This window comes from Terrabacter sp. P2_E3, from assembly GCF_056403915.1.
Genome location: NZ_JBFUEN010000003.1, coordinates 1 through 14,729, shown reverse-complemented (window position 1 = coordinate 14,729; position 14,729 = coordinate 1). Strand labels below are relative to the sequence as shown.

The 14,729-nt window shown below is 71.5% G+C and carries 16 protein-coding genes and 2 rRNA genes; 8 read left to right on the top strand and 10 right to left on the bottom strand.

Going from position 1 to position 14,729, the window contains the following annotated elements; translation table 11 throughout:
* Positions 1-16: 16 nt before the first annotated feature.
* Positions 17-622, bottom strand: coding sequence for a TetR/AcrR family transcriptional regulator (locus AC1DW8_RS03335; RefSeq protein ID WP_478091830.1), 606 nt, complete (start codon positions 620-622; stop codon positions 17-19).
* A 68-nt stretch (positions 623-690) separates the two neighbouring features.
* On the opposite strand from AC1DW8_RS03335, the gene AC1DW8_RS03330 reads away from it, so the two are divergent.
* Positions 691-1,539: an alpha/beta fold hydrolase gene (locus AC1DW8_RS03330; protein WP_478091828.1), complete on the top strand. Its 849-nt coding sequence runs from the start codon at positions 691-693 to the stop codon at positions 1,537-1,539.
* A 78-nt stretch (positions 1,540-1,617) separates the two neighbouring features.
* Here AC1DW8_RS03330 and AC1DW8_RS03325 read toward each other — a convergent pair whose 3' ends face one another.
* Positions 1,618-1,833, bottom strand: a complete 216-nt coding sequence (locus tag AC1DW8_RS03325; protein ID WP_056773374.1) for a hypothetical protein — start codon at positions 1,831-1,833, stop codon at positions 1,618-1,620.
* Between the two features lie 127 nt (positions 1,834-1,960).
* On the opposite strand from AC1DW8_RS03325, the gene AC1DW8_RS03320 reads away from it, so the two are divergent.
* Together AC1DW8_RS03320 and AC1DW8_RS03315 are read left to right on the top strand one after the other, a co-directional pair.
* A complete protein-coding gene (locus AC1DW8_RS03320) occupies positions 1,961-3,211 on the top strand; it encodes a threonine/serine exporter family protein (protein WP_478091825.1) in 1,251 nt (416 codons plus the stop codon).
* Positions 3,212-3,405: 194 nt separating this feature from the next.
* On the top strand, positions 3,406-4,212 hold the full coding sequence (locus AC1DW8_RS03315; protein WP_478091823.1) for a GTPase: 807 nt from the start codon (positions 3,406-3,408) through the stop codon (positions 4,210-4,212).
* Between the two features lie 48 nt (positions 4,213-4,260).
* Here AC1DW8_RS03315 and AC1DW8_RS03310 read toward each other — a convergent pair whose 3' ends face one another.
* From AC1DW8_RS03310 to AC1DW8_RS03300, 3 genes are all read right to left on the bottom strand, one after another.
* Positions 4,261-5,838 carry a phospholipase D family protein gene (locus AC1DW8_RS03310; protein ID WP_478091821.1) on the bottom strand — a complete coding sequence of 526 codons (1,578 nt, stop codon included), beginning with the start codon at positions 5,836-5,838 and terminating at the stop codon, positions 4,261-4,263.
* Between the two features lie 84 nt (positions 5,839-5,922).
* Entirely contained in the window at positions 5,923-6,801 is an 879-nt protein-coding gene (locus AC1DW8_RS03305) for an RNA polymerase sigma-70 factor (protein WP_478091819.1), read from the bottom strand.
* On the bottom strand, positions 6,798-7,382 hold the full coding sequence (locus AC1DW8_RS03300) for a carboxymuconolactone decarboxylase family protein (protein WP_478091817.1): 585 nt from the start codon (positions 7,380-7,382) through the stop codon (positions 6,798-6,800). Before AC1DW8_RS03300 ends, AC1DW8_RS03305 begins: the two co-directional genes overlap by 4 nt.
* Positions 7,383-7,525: 143 nt before the next feature.
* Between AC1DW8_RS03300 and arr the strand changes: the two genes are divergently transcribed.
* Together arr and AC1DW8_RS03290 are read left to right on the top strand one after the other, a co-directional pair.
* Positions 7,526-8,473: an NAD(+)--rifampin ADP-ribosyltransferase gene (gene arr / locus AC1DW8_RS03295; RefSeq protein ID WP_478091815.1), complete on the top strand. Its 948-nt coding sequence runs from the start codon at positions 7,526-7,528 to the stop codon at positions 8,471-8,473.
* Positions 8,474-8,494: 21 nt separating this feature from the next.
* On the top strand, positions 8,495-9,058 hold the full coding sequence (locus AC1DW8_RS03290; RefSeq protein ID WP_056824050.1) for a hypothetical protein: 564 nt from the start codon (positions 8,495-8,497) through the stop codon (positions 9,056-9,058).
* Here the strand turns inward: AC1DW8_RS03290 and AC1DW8_RS03285 are convergent.
* Positions 9,036-10,088, bottom strand: coding sequence for an NAD(P)-dependent alcohol dehydrogenase (locus AC1DW8_RS03285; protein ID WP_478091812.1), 1,053 nt, complete (start codon positions 10,086-10,088; stop codon positions 9,036-9,038). The two genes, AC1DW8_RS03290 and AC1DW8_RS03285, sit on opposite strands and share 23 nt — an antisense overlap.
* Positions 10,089-10,203: 115 nt before the next feature.
* On the opposite strand from AC1DW8_RS03285, the gene AC1DW8_RS03280 reads away from it, so the two are divergent.
* Positions 10,204-10,893 (top strand): TetR/AcrR family transcriptional regulator, encoded by a 690-nt coding sequence (locus AC1DW8_RS03280; protein ID WP_478091810.1) that lies wholly within the window; start codon positions 10,204-10,206, stop codon positions 10,891-10,893.
* A gap of 30 nt (positions 10,894-10,923) precedes the next feature.
* Here the strand turns inward: AC1DW8_RS03280 and AC1DW8_RS03275 are convergent, their stop codons facing one another.
* Positions 10,924-11,268 (bottom strand): DUF2200 domain-containing protein, encoded by a 345-nt coding sequence (locus tag AC1DW8_RS03275; protein WP_056824053.1) that lies wholly within the window; start codon positions 11,266-11,268, stop codon positions 10,924-10,926.
* A 107-nt stretch (positions 11,269-11,375) separates the two neighbouring features.
* Between AC1DW8_RS03275 and AC1DW8_RS03270 the strand changes: the two genes are divergently transcribed.
* Positions 11,376-11,735 (top strand): VOC family protein, encoded by a 360-nt coding sequence (locus tag AC1DW8_RS03270; RefSeq protein WP_056824056.1) that lies wholly within the window; start codon positions 11,376-11,378, stop codon positions 11,733-11,735.
* A gap of 69 nt (positions 11,736-11,804) precedes the next feature.
* Here AC1DW8_RS03270 and xylA read toward each other — a convergent pair whose 3' ends face one another.
* Positions 11,805-12,983 carry a xylose isomerase gene (gene xylA / locus AC1DW8_RS03265; RefSeq protein ID WP_056824060.1) on the bottom strand — a complete coding sequence of 393 codons (1,179 nt, stop codon included), beginning with the start codon at positions 12,981-12,983 and terminating at the stop codon, positions 11,805-11,807.
* Positions 12,984-13,048: 65 nt separating this feature from the next.
* Between xylA and AC1DW8_RS03260 the strand changes: the two genes are divergently transcribed.
* A complete protein-coding gene (locus AC1DW8_RS03260; protein ID WP_478091807.1) occupies positions 13,049-14,239 on the top strand; it encodes an ROK family protein in 1,191 nt (396 codons plus the stop codon).
* 101 nt (positions 14,240-14,340) lie between these two features.
* Here AC1DW8_RS03260 and rrf read toward each other — a convergent pair.
* Together rrf and AC1DW8_RS03250 are read right to left on the bottom strand one after the other, a co-directional pair.
* Positions 14,341-14,457, bottom strand: a 5S ribosomal RNA gene (gene rrf, locus AC1DW8_RS03255).
* Between the two features lie 80 nt (positions 14,458-14,537).
* Positions 14,538-14,729: ribosomal RNA gene (locus AC1DW8_RS03250) — 23S ribosomal RNA — on the bottom strand; the annotation flags it as partial.

Below are 14,729 nucleotides of genomic sequence, written 5' to 3'. Positions count from 1 at the left end.
CGTTTGGGAGCGCCGGTCACGCAGCACGTGACAGCAGCAAGGGGAGCAGCATCTCGCGGAGCGCTTCCTCGGTCTGCCTGGCCGAGAGTCCACCGTCGAACCGGAGGATCCGCCACGTCGTCGCGTCACAGATGGCGATGATCTGGGCCAGTCGTCGGGTGCGAGTCGCCTTGTCGTGGACGCCTTCGAGGTGCTCGGCGAAGGCCTCGCGGCACCAGCTCACGTGGTAGCCGCGGCTGCGGGCGGCGAGCTCCGGCACACCGGGCGCCTGCCCCGCCTCGGCGTAGAGCTTGAGGATGAGGGCGCCGTGGTTCTCGTAGTAGCGGACCAGCGAGTGCAGCGTGCCGTCGGGGCTCTCCTCCACTGCGGCCGCGCGGTCGGCCGCGAGCCGCGAGAGCTCACGCTCGACCGTGGCGGCCAAGAGCCCGTGCTTCGTGCCGAAGCGCCGGATCACCGTCTGCACCGTGACCTCGGCCGCGGCGGCGACGTCCTCGAGCCGGATGCGGTCGTACGGGACGTCGGCGTAGAGGCCGAGCATCGCGTCGATGATCCGCTGGCCGGTCCGCTCGGCCGCCTCCGCCCGGGCCGTCATCCGGTACGCACGAGCCGCCCCATCTTTCATGCGAGCAATGCTAACCTCAATATATTCATGTCAGTCTCACTAAGATCAACTCACCCAAGGAGCACTCGATGGACCACTACACCCCCGCCTCCGGCAGCGAAGGCACGCTCGCCGGGAGCACCGCCCTCGTGCCCACCCGGCTCGGCCGGCTTCACGTGCGTCTCGTCGGCGACGGACCCACGACCGTGCTGTGGTCGTCGATGTTCGTCGACAGCCACACCTGGGACCCGGTGCTGCCGCTGCTGCCTCAGGGGCGCCGGTACGCGCTCGTCGACCCGCCCGGATTGGGCCTGAGCGAGCCCCTGCGCGAGGCCAGCGACATCGCCGGCGCCGCAGACGCGGCCACCGACCTGCTCGCCGGACTCGGCGTGGACGGCCCGGTCGACTGGGTCGGCAACGCCTTCGGCGGGCACGTCGGCTTCAAGCTCGCCGCGCGAGCCGGGCTGCTCCGCAGTCTCGTGGCCGTCAGCTCACCGGCCCAGCCGGTCGACGCCCCGCTGCGTCGGCAGATCACGCTCCTGCTCCCGATCCTTCGCACGGCAGGTCCCGTGGGGCCGGTGCGCACGGCGATCCTCACGGCCATGCTCACCGATGCCTCCCGAGACCGTGCGCCTCTGCGTCAGGTGGTGGAGGAGTCCTTGGCGCGGCCCACCCGCCGCAGCATGGCCTTGGCCGTCCGCTCCTTCATCCTCAACCGGGTCGATGTCACCGCTGAGCTCGCAGACCTCACGGTCCCGAGCCTCTTCGTGGCGTCCGACGACCGCGGCGACTGGAGTCCGCAGAATGCCGAGGATGCCGCCGCTGTGGCACCCGACGCCACAGCGGTGACGGTCGAGCGAGCTCGCACCCTGGTCCCGCTGGAGCAGCCTGAGGCCCTGGCCTCCCACCTCCGCCGGTTCTGGGACCGCCTCGCGTGAGCATGCGAAGCGGCGGCTCGGGTCCGAGGGTCAGGATTCGAGCCGCCGCTGTCGATCACGTGGTGAGGAGCCGGCCTCTCAGCAGAGAGACTTCGCGACTGCGTTCTTGGCCTGGCCCCCGCCGACGGCCTGAACGAGCTGCCCCACGTTCTCGAATCCCGGGACGCCGCCGCTGTTCACCGTCTTGTGCACCTGGCCGAAGCACGCCGAAGTGGACGGTGCTGCGTTGGCGCTGCCGGCGAAGCCGACCATGGCGAGAACGGCGATGGACCCCGTGGCGAGAATGCGCTTCATGAGACATCCCTTTCTGTTGGTGGGTGCGAGTCACCCATCAACACCTATTCCGCACGGGGGATGCGTCCGGATGCAGTCCGCCCGGACTTTTCTTCCGGGCGGCTCAACCGCTGACATGATGACGACCATGCAGGACGACGCGGACCGGCAGACCGAGACCCGCGCCCTGGTGGCCGAGCTCGGCACCGCCATGATCGCCACCGGACAGCCGGTGCAGGAGATCGAGGAGGAGCTCGCCGAGGTGAGCGTCCGCCTCGGATTCCCCGAGGTCCAGGCCGCCGTCGGACCGACCGGCCTCATGGTCAGCCTCACCCCGGGTGGCCCGTCGACCTTCCGCTCGGCCCCTCCCGGCCTGCGCCTGCACCAGTCGGCGAGCGTCCGTCTCATCCGCCACCAGCTCGTCACCGGCGTGCTGACCATCGCCGCCGCCCGCGCCGAGCTCGCCGCCACGGCCAAGCGCCCCGTCCAGCAGCCGGCCTGGCTCGTCGCCCTCGCCTGGCCCGTCCTCGCCGTCGGCATCGCCCTCATCCTGCAACCCGGCTGGGCCAACATCGCCGCGGCCGCGGCCTGCGCCCTCATCGTCCTCGCCCTCGTTCAGCTCGCCGAGCGCTACGAGGTCGTCAAGGCGCTGCTCCCGACCCTCGCCGCCTTCGCCGTGTCCCTCGCCGTCTTCGGCGCCGCCAACGCCGGGCTCCTCGAGGGCCCGCTGCGCACCGTCCTGCCACCGCTCGCCGTCCTGCTCCCCGGCGCGCTCGTCGTCAACGGCATGTCCGAGCTCGCCTCCGGGCACATGCAGGCCGGCTCGGCACGGCTGACCTACGGCCTCGCCCAGCTCGGCCTCTTCGCGCTCGGCCTGCTCATGGCCACCGCCCTGCTCCGCGTGCCGACGACGACACTCGTCAACCTCCGTGTCGACGAGATCGGCTGGGCCGGCGCCGTGGTCGGCCTCCTCCTCATCGGCGCGAGCATCTGCCTCATGGAGGGTGTCCCACTCCGCATGCAGGGTTGGGTCCTGCTCGTGCTCAGCCTCGCCTTCGGCGCCCAGGTCGCCGGGCAGGAGCTGGGCGGGGTCGCCCTCGGCGGCTTCCTCGGCGCCATCGCGGCCAGCCTCGGCGCGAGCGTCGTCGAGCTGCGCCGCCCGCAGCTGCCGCGCCTCGTCCTCTTCCTCCCCGCCTTCTGGCTGCTCGTCCCGGGCAGCCTCGGCCTCGTCGGCGTCACCGAGCTCGCCGCCGGACGCGAGTCGGCCACCGACGTCGCCCTCGGTCTGCTCGGCGTCGCCATCGCCATCTCGCTCGGCCTGCTCGTCGGCTCCTCCGTCGGCCGCGCCCTCCGCGGCCGGCTCGCGGCCCCCGTCGCACTCGTCGACCCCACCACGTGAACCGCGGCCACGGCATACGACGCCCACGGCATACGAGCCCCAGGGCGTACGGCTAGAGTCGGAGACGCAACACCCTGTCCTCTCGCCAGGACGGGGTGTTGCGCGTTGCCCGCCGGTGCGGACAGCGCCACCGGGGGTACGGAACGTAGGCTCTAGGGTCAACTGGCCCCAGACCAGCACGCCGAGGAGGCACCGTGTCTCAGACTTCATCCCGGATCAGGACCATCCTGCCGACGTCGAGTCGCACCGCGTTGGGCGCGACCGTCGCCACCGGTCTGCTGACCGCTCTTGCCCAGGCCCCCGAGCGCCTGAGCCGGCTGCTGCGCGACCGCTACCCCATGGTCGCCGTGACCGGCATGACCGGCGTGGGCAAGAGCCAGCTCGTCGACCGCCTCTCACGCCGCTCGACCGACGCCGCCGCCGCCGAGGTCGGCTCGGCCACGATGGAGCGCCGCACCCGCAAGGGCGCCAAGCTGCACGGCTTCCGCTTCCTCGTCGTCCCCGGCGACAACGCCGCCACCCGCCTCGCCGCCCTCGACGAGGTCTTCCACGACGAGCCGGTCGACGGCCTCATCCACGTCGTCGCGAACGGCTACGCCACCCCGCGCCGCGCCGGCGGCACGAGCGGCGTCGCCACCGCGAGCCGCGAGGAGCAGCTCGCCGCCGAGCTCGAGGACTGGACCATCACCTCGCACCGCATCGCCTCGCTGGCCGTCCGCCGCAGCAAGCCGATCTGGCTCATCATCGCCGTGACGAAGACCGACCTCTACCCCGACGACGTCGACGAGGCCGTTCACTACTACTCGCCCGGCAGCGGCACGCCGTTCGGCGACAAGGTCGACGCCCTGCGCGCCCTCGCCGGCGGCGCCAAGCTCTCCATCGACGTGCTCCCCGTCTCCAGCCAGGGCGGCGACCGCAAGTCGGCCCTCCCGGAGAAGCGAGCCGGCGCCATGGTGGACGCTCTCGCCACCCGCCTCGGCCAGCTCAGCGGCCACGCCTGACCCGGGGCGTCCCCGCCCGGGGCGTCGCCGCGGCGGCACCGACCCACGTCAGTAGCGGTCGGCCTCTCGCAGCGCCTTCGGCCGGCCGTCGGGGTCGTGGATCAGGTCGAGCGGCAGCGGCGCCCACGCCCGCTGACGGGCCGTGAGCTGCGGCATCGGCAGCAGGCGCAACCGCCCGGGCGGTCGCGCGCCGTACCTGCCGCCCGCGTGCCAGGCCTCGAGCTCTGCGGCACGGCTCGCATAGGCCTCGAACATCCCTGCCGGATCGAGGCAGTCGCCCATCGCCGCCTCGAGACCATGGTCGCCCACCGCCTTCAGCCGGTCGAGGTGCTCGGCGGCCAGCGTGAGCCGCAGGTCGCGGGCATACGCCTCGTCGAGCACGACGGCCGACAGCTCAGAGTCGTGCGTCCACGAGCGTCGGCTGAAGTTGTCCGAGCCGATGCCGGCCCACGTGTCGTCGATGACGCAGACCTTGGCGTGCACGTAGACGGGCACGCCGGCACGGTTCTCGAGGCCGTATGCCGCCACCCGGCCGGGAGCGACCGCCTTGAGCCGGGCGATCGCGCGGTCACGACCGAGCAGCTGCGGCACGCGGTTGACCCCGTCGAGGTCGGGGACGAGCGGGATGACGACGACGAGGTGCAGGCCCGGCTGCGTCCGCAGCTGCTCCTCGAAGACGCGAGCCACGTCGTGGCCCCAGAAGTACTGGTCCTCGACGTAGACGAGACGCTCCGCCCGCCGCACGGCCTTGGCGTAGCCGCGCGCCACGCTGCGCTCCCCGCCCCGGGCGAAGGGATAGTCGCGGCCGTGCCTGAGGTCGGGATAGGTCCGGAGGAGCTGCACCGTGTGGTCCCCGGCGGGCGGCGGAGGCGGCCACTGCTCGGGGAGCGGCGCCGACGAGCTGGCCAGGCCTCGGGCCTGGTCGGCCGCGCGTCGCCACGGAGCCCGCGTCAACGGCGTCGGGTCCTCCCACCGCTCCCGGAAGACCGTCTCGACGTCGTGGACCGCTGGCCCCTGGATCGCCGTCTGGACGTCGTGCCACGGCGGGTGCGCGCCGTACTCGTCGGCGAGGCGCTGGGGCTGCGGGTCACCCTCGTGCGTCGCGTCGTCCCGCCGGTTGTGCGCGAGGTCGATCCCGCCGACGAACGCCACGTCGCGGGTCGGGTCGTCACCGTGGCGGATGACGACGAACTTCTGGTGGTGCGATCCACCGGTGCGCACCCGCATGTCGAGCAGCACCCGGGCGCCCCGCTTCGCCAGCTGCTCCCCGAGGTGACGGTTCTCCGTGGCGAAGAAGCCGGTCTGGTCGAGGTGCGAGCGCCACACCAGCCCGTAGACGACGACGCCGCGCCGGTCCGCGCGGGAGAGCACCTCGACCACCTCGCTGCCGGGCTCGCCGGTCAGCCGTTCGTCGCCATCGCCCTGCCAGTCGGTGAAGAGCACGAGATCGCCCGGCCCCGTCGCCTCGAGTGCGTCGTGCAGCGCACGGAAGTACGTCGTGCCGTGGATGAGCGGACGCACGTGGTTGCCCTCGGACCACGCCCGGTCACCGTGCAGCGCGTCGACCCGGGTCGTCGGGTTGCCGCGCTCGGCCCGGGTCAGCAACCAGTCAGCAGGCTCGACCATGCGTCGAGCATGCCCCATCCGCGACGGCAGCGAGCGCTCCCGACGGCACACGCGTCCGTCGATCGCGTATGCCGTGAGCCGGGGTCAGCGGGTCAGCTCGGCCTCCTGCCCCAGCCGCTCGAGCTTCATCGGGTTGCGCATCGCGTAGACGTGCGTGATCCGGCCGTCCTCGACGTCCACGCTGACGACCGTCGTCCCGAAGGCCGGCAGGTCGATCCGCACCGCGCGCCCGCCGTTGAGCGACAGGGTCGCGATCTGCGCACCGTCGCTGACGCGGGGGAAGGCCGACAGGAAGTTCGCCACCTTCTTGGCTCCGATGACCGGATGCCGGGCGGCCTGCGCCAGCCCGCCGCCGTCGGCGACGAGGACGACGTCCGGGGCGAGCACGTCCATGAGCGCCTGCACGTCACCGGTCGTCACCGCGGCCATGAAGCGCTCGAGCACCTGCTCCTGCTCCGACCGGTCGACGGCCACCCGGGGACGACGGGCCGCCACGTGCTCGCGGGCGCGGTGGGCCACCTGGCGCACCGCCGCCGTCCCCTTGCCCACGGCCTCGGCGATCTCGTCGTAAGGCACGTCGAAGACCTCGCGCAGCACGAAGACCGCCCGCTCGGTCGGGGTCAGCGTCTCGAGCACCGTGAGCATCGCGATCGACACGCTCTCGGCGAGCTCGACGTCCTCGGCGACGTCCGGACTCGTGAGCAGCGGCTCGGGCAGCCACTCGCCGACGTAGTCCTCGCGCCGGCGGGCGAGCGTCCGCAGCCGGTTGAGCGCCTGCCGGGTGACGATGCGCACGAGGTAGGCCCGCGGGTCGCGCACGACGGCGCGCGCGTCGTCACCGAGGTCGGCCCACCGCAGCCACGTCTCCTGCACGACGTCCTCGGCGTCAGCTGCCGACCCGAGCATCTCGTAGGCCACCGTGAAGAGCAGGCTGCGGTGGTCGAGGAACGAGTCCCGGCTCATGCCGTCGAGCGTACGGCGGTGCGCTCGGCCATCGGCCCCAGACCGCACGCCGACGCGAAGCCCTCCGACTCGATCCCGAGGGCGACGTTCGAGCGCGTCGTGAGGTTGGCGTAGCCGATGACCGTCGTCAGCTCGACGACCCCGGCGTTGCCGAGCTGCCCCTCGAGGCTCTCGACCATCTCGTCGGTGACGGTGGGTGGCGTCTGGCTCATCGCCTCGGCGTACGCCATGACCTCCCGCTCGAGCGGCGTGAAGACGTCGGACTCGCGCCAGCGCGGGATCTCCCGCGCCCGCTCGACGTCGAGGCCGTGGTTCTTGGCCATGAAGTAGTTGAAGTCGAGGCACCACGTGCAGCCGACAAGCGACGCCACGGCCATGTGAGCGAAGGACTTGAGGCCCTCGTCGCACGCGTCCCACTTCTGCAGCTGCTGCCCGAAGCGCATGCCGGCCTTGAGCGCCGGGACGTGGTGCCATATGACACCGAGCGACTCGGGCACCTGGCCGAACATCCTGCGGCTGAAGACCTTCACGACAGCGCCGTACGCGCCGGTGATCGGCTTCGGCTGGATCCTGGTGGTCATGGTTCCTCCTCGGGGGAACGTCGGGGTTGCGTCGACATGAAGACACCGGCCGCGCCCCGGATGTGACATCCCGCCGCCACGCGATCGAGAACGCCGGGCCGCAGCGCCCGCTCCCGGGCCGCCTCCGTGGAAAACTCGGAGGGATGCAGACCGGTGACTTCGAGCTGACGACGGACGAGCTCCGCGCCGTGGTGGCGTATGCCGTGTCGTGCGCCGAGCCCTCCCTCCTCCTCTTCGAGCGGGCTGAGCCCGACGACCCGCGCCCGGCGGCCGCGCTCGACGCAGCGCGCGCGTTCGTCGACGGCGCTCCGCGCTCGCGCCTCCAGAGGACGGCCGCCACCGACGCCCACCGTGCCGCGAAGGAGGCGTCGACCGAGCCCGCCCGGCACGCGGCAACCGCTGCGGGCGACGCCTCCGCGGCGGCATACCTCCACCCGCTGGCCAAGGCGACGCAGGTGCGCCACATCCTCGGGGCGGCGGCCCACGCCGCCCGGGCGGCCGAGCTCGCCCGGGGCGATGACCCCGTCGTCGCGGAGTACGTCGTGACGGCTGCCGCGAAGCGGGCCACGCCCGGGCTGCTCGACGTGCTCGGTCGCTACCCGCGAGCGCCGCACGGGCGCACCCGGGTCGCCGCCCTCATGACCCGGCTCGACAGCCTGCTCCGCGACCCGCCGCCCACGCCCCGCGTCGTCGACGACCCGGGCCCCTTCTTCCACGGGACGCGAGCCGACGTCGCCGTCGGCGAGCTGCTCACCCCGGGGTGGCGCTCCAACTACGGCTCGGGCCGGCAGTCGAAGCACATCTACCTCACGGCCAGCCGCGAGGGCGCACCGCTCGCCGCCGAGCTGGCCAGCGGCGACGGGCCGCCGCGCGTCTACCGGGTCGAGCCCGTCGGCACGATCGAGGACGACCCGAACGTCACCGACAAGCGCTTCCCCGGCAATCCGACCCGCTCCTATCGCACGACGGAGCCGCTGCGCGTCGTCGAGGAGATCCTCGGCTGGGAGCCTCCGCCGGCGGCGATGGTCGAGCACATCCGCTCCCGGATGGGCGAGCTCGCCGAGCTCGGCATCGAGGCCATGGACGACTAGGGACCGACCGAGGAGGGGACGATGACGGACTACGAGGTCAAGGCGCTGACACCCGAGACGTGGGACGCGTACGCCGCGATGATCGAGCGGCACGGTGGCGTCTTCGGTGGTTGCTGGTGCACGTGGTTCCACACGATGAGCTGGGAGAAGGAGCGCGAGTACGAGGCGAACCGGGACCTCAAGAAGCGCCTCGTCGAGGAGGGCCGGGCGCACGCCGCCCTCGCCTTCGACCGAGACGAGACCGTGGCCTGGGCTCAGTTCGGCTCTCCCGCAGAGCTGCCCAACATCTACCACCGCAAGCAGTACGAGGAGGAGCTCGACCTCCTGCCCGACTACCGGATCACGTGCATCTTCGTCGACAAGCGCCACCGCCGGAAGCACCTGTCGGACCTCGTGCTGCGAGGCGTCCTCGACCTCGTGGCCGCGTCCGGTGGCGGGGTCGTCGAGGGCTATCCGCACGACAACGACGGCAAGAAGAAGTCGGTCCTCTACGACGGGACCCGGGCCCTCTACGAGCGGGCCGGCTTCGACTACGTCCGGGCCAAGGGCCAGGGCAACTGCGTCATGCGCCGGATCGTGCCGTGACGGCGATCTTGCCGCGGACCCGGCCGGCCTCGAGGTGCCTCATCGCGTCGACCGTCTCGGCCAGGGGGTAGGCCCGCTCGAGGCTCGGCACGACCTGGCCCGACTCGAGGAGCGCGGCCAACCGCACGTAGTCGGCGCCCCGCTCCTGCGCGATGACGCTCGTCAGGCGCTGACCGCTGAAGGCCGACGACAGCCGCGCCCGGAGCTGTCGGCCCATCGTGCCGCCCGTCCAGTCGCCGCCGCCCTCGCCACCGACGAGCACGAGGGTGCCCCTCGGGGTGAGCGCGCGCCGCAGCCGGGAGAGCTCGGACAGGCCGGCGATGTCGATGATGAGGTCGTAGTGGCGCGTCCCGTCCGCGACGTCGTCGACGGCGTAGTCGAGCACGTGGTCGGCACCCAGGGCACGGACGAGGTCGGCCTTGGCCGCGCTGGCCACCCCGGTGACCTCGGCGCCGGCCGCCTTCGCGAGCTGAACGGCATACGACCCGACGCCGCCGGAGGCGCCGATGACGAGCACCTTCTGCCCCGCGGCCACCCGGCCCGCGTCGACGACGGCCTGCAGGGCGGTGCCCCCGGAGATGGGGACCACCGCGGCCTGCTCCCACGTCACGGTGGCCGGGCGGTGAGCGAGCTTGTCCTCGCGGGCGACCGCGTACTCGGCGACCGAGCCGGGGGCGACGCCGAAGACCCGGTCCCCGACGGCGAACGTCGTCACCTCGGAGCCGACCTCGACGACGACGCCGGCGACGTCGCGGCCGATGACGGGCTGCTTCGGCGACCGGAGGCCGAAGACGAGGCGCAGCAGCCGCGGCTTGCCCTGCATGAGGTGCCACGTGCCGCGGTCGAGACCGGCGGCGCGGACCTCGACGAGCACCTCGCGCGGCCCGATGACGGGACGGGCGACCTCGGCGACGCGCAGGACGTCGGACGTGCCGTAGCCGTCCTGGACGACGGCCTGCATCGTGCCCGCGACCCGGTGCGACTGACCTGACCCGCTCCCACCGATGACGGTGGCCGGTTGGTCCTTCATGACTGCTTCTCCCTCGTCTGCGGCGCGTCGGTCGCGTCGTACTTAGTACGAACACGGTAGCGTACTTAGTACGACGCTGGCTAGGGCCAGCGCCACGAGCGACGAGAGGCACGACGTGACGACGAGCAGAGGCGGCAGCCCCGCGCCCGCGACCCGCGCGCCGCTCAGCCGGGACCGGGTGCTCGACGGGGCCATGCGCGTCGCCGACGACGGCGGGCTCGGCTCGCTGACGATCCGTGCCGTCGCCGAGCAGCTCGGCACGAAGCCGATGTCGATCTACCACTACGTCGGCGGCAAGGACGAGATCATCGACGGCATCGTCGACCGCGTCTTCGGCGAGATGGATCTGCCTGCCACTGAAGGGGACTGGCGCGCGGAGATGCACCGCCGCTGCGCGTCCGCGCGCGCGGTCCTGCGCCGCCACCCGTGGGCCATCCCGCTGCTCCAGTCACGCACGAGACCGGGGCCGGCGACCCTGCGTCACCTCGACGCCGTCATCGGCTGCCTCCGCGGCGCCGGTTTCTCGCTCGCGCTGACGGCACACGCGTACGCCCTCATCGACTCCTACGTCTACGGCTTCGCCATGTCCGAGGCCTCGTTGCCGATCAACGGCCCGGAGACCGTGGGCGAGGTGGCCGAGTCGATGATGCTGGAGTACCTCGCCGCCGACTACCCCAACCTGCTCGAGTTCACGACCGGCCACGTCCTGCTGCCGGGCTACGACTTCGGCCTCGAGTTCGACTACGGCCTCGACCTCGTCCTCGACGCGCTCGAGGCGCGAGTGAGCCGCGGCGCGCCGTCGTAGACGGTCACACCGCCACGCTGCCCCAGTGCCTCAGGCTCGGAGGACCCTCTCCATCGCCTTGCCCTTGGCGAGCTCGTCGACGAGCTTGTCGAGGTAGCGGATCTTCTGCATGAGCGGGTCCTCGACCTCCTCGACGCGGATGCCGCAGACCGTGCCGGTGATCGCGGACGCCTTCGGGTTGAGGTGCGCCTGGTCGAAGAAGCCCTCGAAGGTCGTCTCGGCGGCCAGGTGCTGGTCGAGCTCCTCGTCGTCGAAGCCGGTGAGCCACTCGATGACCTCGTCGAGCTCGGCCTTGGTGCGGCCCTTGCGCTCGAGCTTCTTCACGTAGAGGGGGTAGACGGACCCGACGGACGTCGTGAAGATGCGGTGCTCCATGCGTCGAGCGTAGCGATGCCCGCTGACGCCGGACCACGCGTGGGACGGGGAAGAAGCACGCGGCATACGGACGCCTTTCGTCCGGGAGACGTCATAGCGTTCTCGCCATGGCCATCGCTCGCTATCCCAGCTTCGTCATCGACTGCCCCGACGCGGAGGCACTCGCCACCTTCTACGGCACCCTGCTCGGCTGGACGGTCAAGGCGTCCGACGGGTGGGGCGAGATCCGCGACACGGAGACGGGCCAGTGCATCTGCTTCCAGCAGGTCGAGGACTTCAGCTCGCCCCAGTGGCCCGGCCAGGTCGTGCCGCAGCAGATGCACCTCGACGTCATGGTCGAGGACCTCGACGCGGCCGAGCCGGAGGTGTTCGCGCTTGGTGCGACCAAGCACGACAACCAGCCGGGCACGTCGTTCCGCGTCTTCCTCGACCCCGCCGGCCACCCCTTCTGCCTCTGCGTCGACTGACCCGTCGGCTGACCCGTCGACCGCCGCGTCGACGGACGCCTCAGCTGCCAGCGACGGCGCTCGGGCAGCTCAGCCGACGAGGTGCTCGAGGGCGAGCTGGTTGAGCCGGACGAAGCCGTAGTCGCGCTCGGCGGCCTTCTCGGCGTCGAAGCCGTCGTCGGTCGCGAGGAAGTCCTCGAGCGACTCGCCGGCACCCAGGGTGGGCTCGGCGAGGTCGAGCACGCCGGCATACGCCCACGCCTCGGCGGTGCGCGGGTCGGCGCGGAAGGCGGCGGCCTTGTCGGCGAACAGGAGGTACATCGCCATGCACGCCTTGGCCGACTCCCACACCCCGTCCATGTACTCGGTGCGCGACGGCTTGTAGTCGAAGTGCCGCGGGCCGGTGTAGCGCGGCACGTCGGGCACGCCCGGGAAACCGTTCTCGAGGAGGTCGACGGTGAAGAAGGCCGAGACGAGGTCGCCGTGGCCGAAGACGAGGTCCTGGTCGTACTTGATGCCGCGCTGGCCGTTGAGATCGATGTGGAAGAGCTTGTCGCTCCACAGCGCCTGACCGAGCGCGTGCGTGTAGTTGAGACCCGCCATCTGCTCGTGTCCCGTCTCGGGGTTGAGGCCGACGATGTCACCGTGGTCGAGCTCGGCGATGAGGGCCAGAGCGTGCCCGACGGTCGGCAGGAAGATGTCGCCGCGCGGCTCGTTCGGCTTGGGCTCCAAGGCGATCCGCAGGTCGTAGCCCTGGGACTTGATGTAGCCGGCGACGGTGTCGAGGCCCTCCTTGTAGCGGTCGAAGGCGGCGTGGAGGTCCTTCGACCCGTCGTACTCACTGCCCTCGCGACCGCCCCACATCACGAACGTCGAGGCCCCCATCTCCGCAGCGAGGTCGACGGCCCGGAGCACCTTGCGCAGACCGAAGCGGCGGACGCCGCGGTCGTTCGCCGTCAGGCCGCCGTCCTTGAAGACGGGGTGGCTGAACGTGTTCGTCGTGACCATCTCGATGGTGAGGCCGGCGCGGTCGGTCGCGTCCTTGAGCTGGCCGGTGATGCGGGCGCGGGTCGCGTCGTCGGCGTCGAAGGGGAAGACGTCGTTGTCGTGGAAGGTGATGCCCCACGCGCCGAGCTCGGCGAGCTTGTCGGAGTACTCCCACGGGTCGAGGACGGGTCGCGTCGGACCGCCGAAGGGGTCGGTGCCGGTCCAGCCGACGGTCCACAGGCCGAAAGAGAACTTGTCGTCGGGGGTGGGCTGGCGCGTCATTGCGACTCCTCGAGGGGATTAGTTTTGTCACGCAACTTACGTCGTGGACCGGCTAGGGTCAAGGCATGGCCAACCTGCGCCAGGCGAGCCTGCGCCACGCGAACCTCGCCCTCGTCGCGCGCACCGTCCTCGCCGCCGACTCCCCACCGTCGCGCGCCGACGTCGCGGCCGCGACCTCGCTCACCCGCTCGACGGTCTCGCGCCTCGTCGACGAGCTCGTCGCCGGCGGCATCCTCGAGGAGGTCGAGTCGGTCGTCGGCGGGCCGGGACGCCCGGGTCGTCCGGCCACCCCCCTGCGGGCGTCGACCGGTCGCTTCGCCGCGCTCGGCCTCCAGGTCGGCGTCGGCCACCTCGCGGTACGCCTCGTCGACCTGACGGGGGCGGTGCTCGCCGAGCGGCTCCTGACCGCAGACCTCGCAGGCTCACGCCCCGGGAGCACATTGCGTCGTCTGAGGACGATGGCCGGCCGGGTCCTCGAGAGCGCTCCCCTCGGCTGCCACGTCGTCGGCGCCGGCCTGGCGCTGCCCGGCATCGTCGACGTCGAGGCCGGTCGTCTGCTCAGCGCCCCCAACCTCGGCTGGGAGGGCATCGCCCCCGGTGCCGCGCTCGAGGCCGCCCTCGGAGGCCTGCCCGTGCGCATCGGCAACGAGGCCGACCTCGCCGCGCACGCGTACGCCCATCCGGCGCCCGGGCACGACAGCCAGCCCCAGGACTTCGTCTACCTCAGCGGTGAGGTGGGCATCGGCGGAGCGGTCGTCGTCGACGGCGAGGTCATGACCGGCCGCCACGGCTGGGCCGGGGAGATCGGCCACGTCTGCGTCGACCCCGACGGACCCCCCTGCCGCTGTGGCTCCACCGGCTGCCTCGAGCAGTATGCCGGCCGGCTCGCCATGCTCGACGCCGCGGGACTCGACGCGTCCACCACGCCGTCCGAGCTGGCGGCCCGGGCCCGAGACGGCGACGAGAAGGCGCAGTTGGCCACCCGATCGGCAGCCCGGGCTCTCGGCGTCGCCCTCGCGGGCGTCGTCAACGTCCTCGACATCCCCACCGTCGTCCTCGGCGGACACCTCGCGCAGGTGGGTGACCTGCTCACCCCGGAAGTCGAGGAGATCCTCGGCAGGCGGGTGCTGTCAGGGCGCTGGGTCAGCCCTCGGGTCGTCATCGCGTCGGACGACCCGGCGCCCGGAGCCACGGGGGCCGCCCTGCTCGCCCTGGACGAGCTCGTCCGAGATCCCGCCGGGGTGCTCGGACACTGAGAAGAGCGCCTTTCCGTCGGGAAAGGCGCTCTGGTGGCGTGAATGGACGCAGAAATGCGACAACCCCGCCAACAGTGTTGGCGGGGTTGTCGTGAATGGTTGTCCGGCTGCGTCCTACTCTCCCACACCGTCACCAGTGCAGTACCATCGGCGCTGAAGGGCTTAGCTTCCGGGTTCGGAATGGAGCCGGGCGTTTCCCCTTCGCTATGACAGCCGAAACTCTATGGAGATATCAATTCAGTGGGTGGTGTTCCCGTTTGTATCTCGGGAACCGCACAGTGGACGCGTAGCATCTTTGTAAGTCAAGTTATCGGCTTATTAGTACCGGTCAGCTCCACACATTGCTGTGCTTCCACATCCGGCCTATCAACCCAGTAGTCTAGCTGGGAGCCTCTCGCCCTCGCGGGCCTGGAAACCTCATCTTGAAACGTGCTTCCCGCTTAGATGCTTTCAGCGGTTATCACTTCCGAACGTAGCTAATCAGCGAGCG

Coding starts and splice junctions, on each gene's coding strand:
- AC1DW8_RS03285 (WP_478091812.1), bottom strand. CDS start 10,088: ATGAAGGACCAACCGGCCACCGTCATCGGTGGGAGCGGGTCAGGTCAG.
- AC1DW8_RS03290 (WP_056824050.1), top strand. CDS start 8,495: ATGACGGACTACGAGGTCAAGGCGCTGACACCCGAGACGTGGGACGCG.
- arr (WP_478091815.1), top strand. CDS start 7,526: ATGCAGACCGGTGACTTCGAGCTGACGACGGACGAGCTCCGCGCCGTG.
- AC1DW8_RS03305 (WP_478091819.1), bottom strand. CDS start 6,801: ATGAGCCGGGACTCGTTCCTCGACCACCGCAGCCTGCTCTTCACGGTG.
- AC1DW8_RS03320 (WP_478091825.1), top strand. CDS start 1,961: ATGCAGGACGACGCGGACCGGCAGACCGAGACCCGCGCCCTGGTGGCC.
- AC1DW8_RS03335 (WP_478091830.1), bottom strand. CDS start 622: ATGAAAGATGGGGCGGCTCGTGCGTACCGGATGACGGCCCGGGCGGAG.
- AC1DW8_RS03270 (WP_056824056.1), top strand. CDS start 11,376: ATGGCCATCGCTCGCTATCCCAGCTTCGTCATCGACTGCCCCGACGCG.
- AC1DW8_RS03325 (WP_056773374.1), bottom strand. CDS start 1,833: ATGAAGCGCATTCTCGCCACGGGGTCCATCGCCGTTCTCGCCATGGTC.
- AC1DW8_RS03260 (WP_478091807.1), top strand. CDS start 13,049: ATGGCCAACCTGCGCCAGGCGAGCCTGCGCCACGCGAACCTCGCCCTC.
- AC1DW8_RS03275 (WP_056824053.1), bottom strand. CDS start 11,268: ATGGAGCACCGCATCTTCACGACGTCCGTCGGGTCCGTCTACCCCCTC.
- AC1DW8_RS03300 (WP_478091817.1), bottom strand. CDS start 7,382: ATGACCACCAGGATCCAGCCGAAGCCGATCACCGGCGCGTACGGCGCT.
- AC1DW8_RS03310 (WP_478091821.1), bottom strand. CDS start 5,838: ATGGTCGAGCCTGCTGACTGGTTGCTGACCCGGGCCGAGCGCGGCAAC.
- xylA (WP_056824060.1), bottom strand. CDS start 12,983: ATGACGCGCCAGCCCACCCCCGACGACAAGTTCTCTTTCGGCCTGTGG.
- AC1DW8_RS03330 (WP_478091828.1), top strand. CDS start 691: ATGGACCACTACACCCCCGCCTCCGGCAGCGAAGGCACGCTCGCCGGG.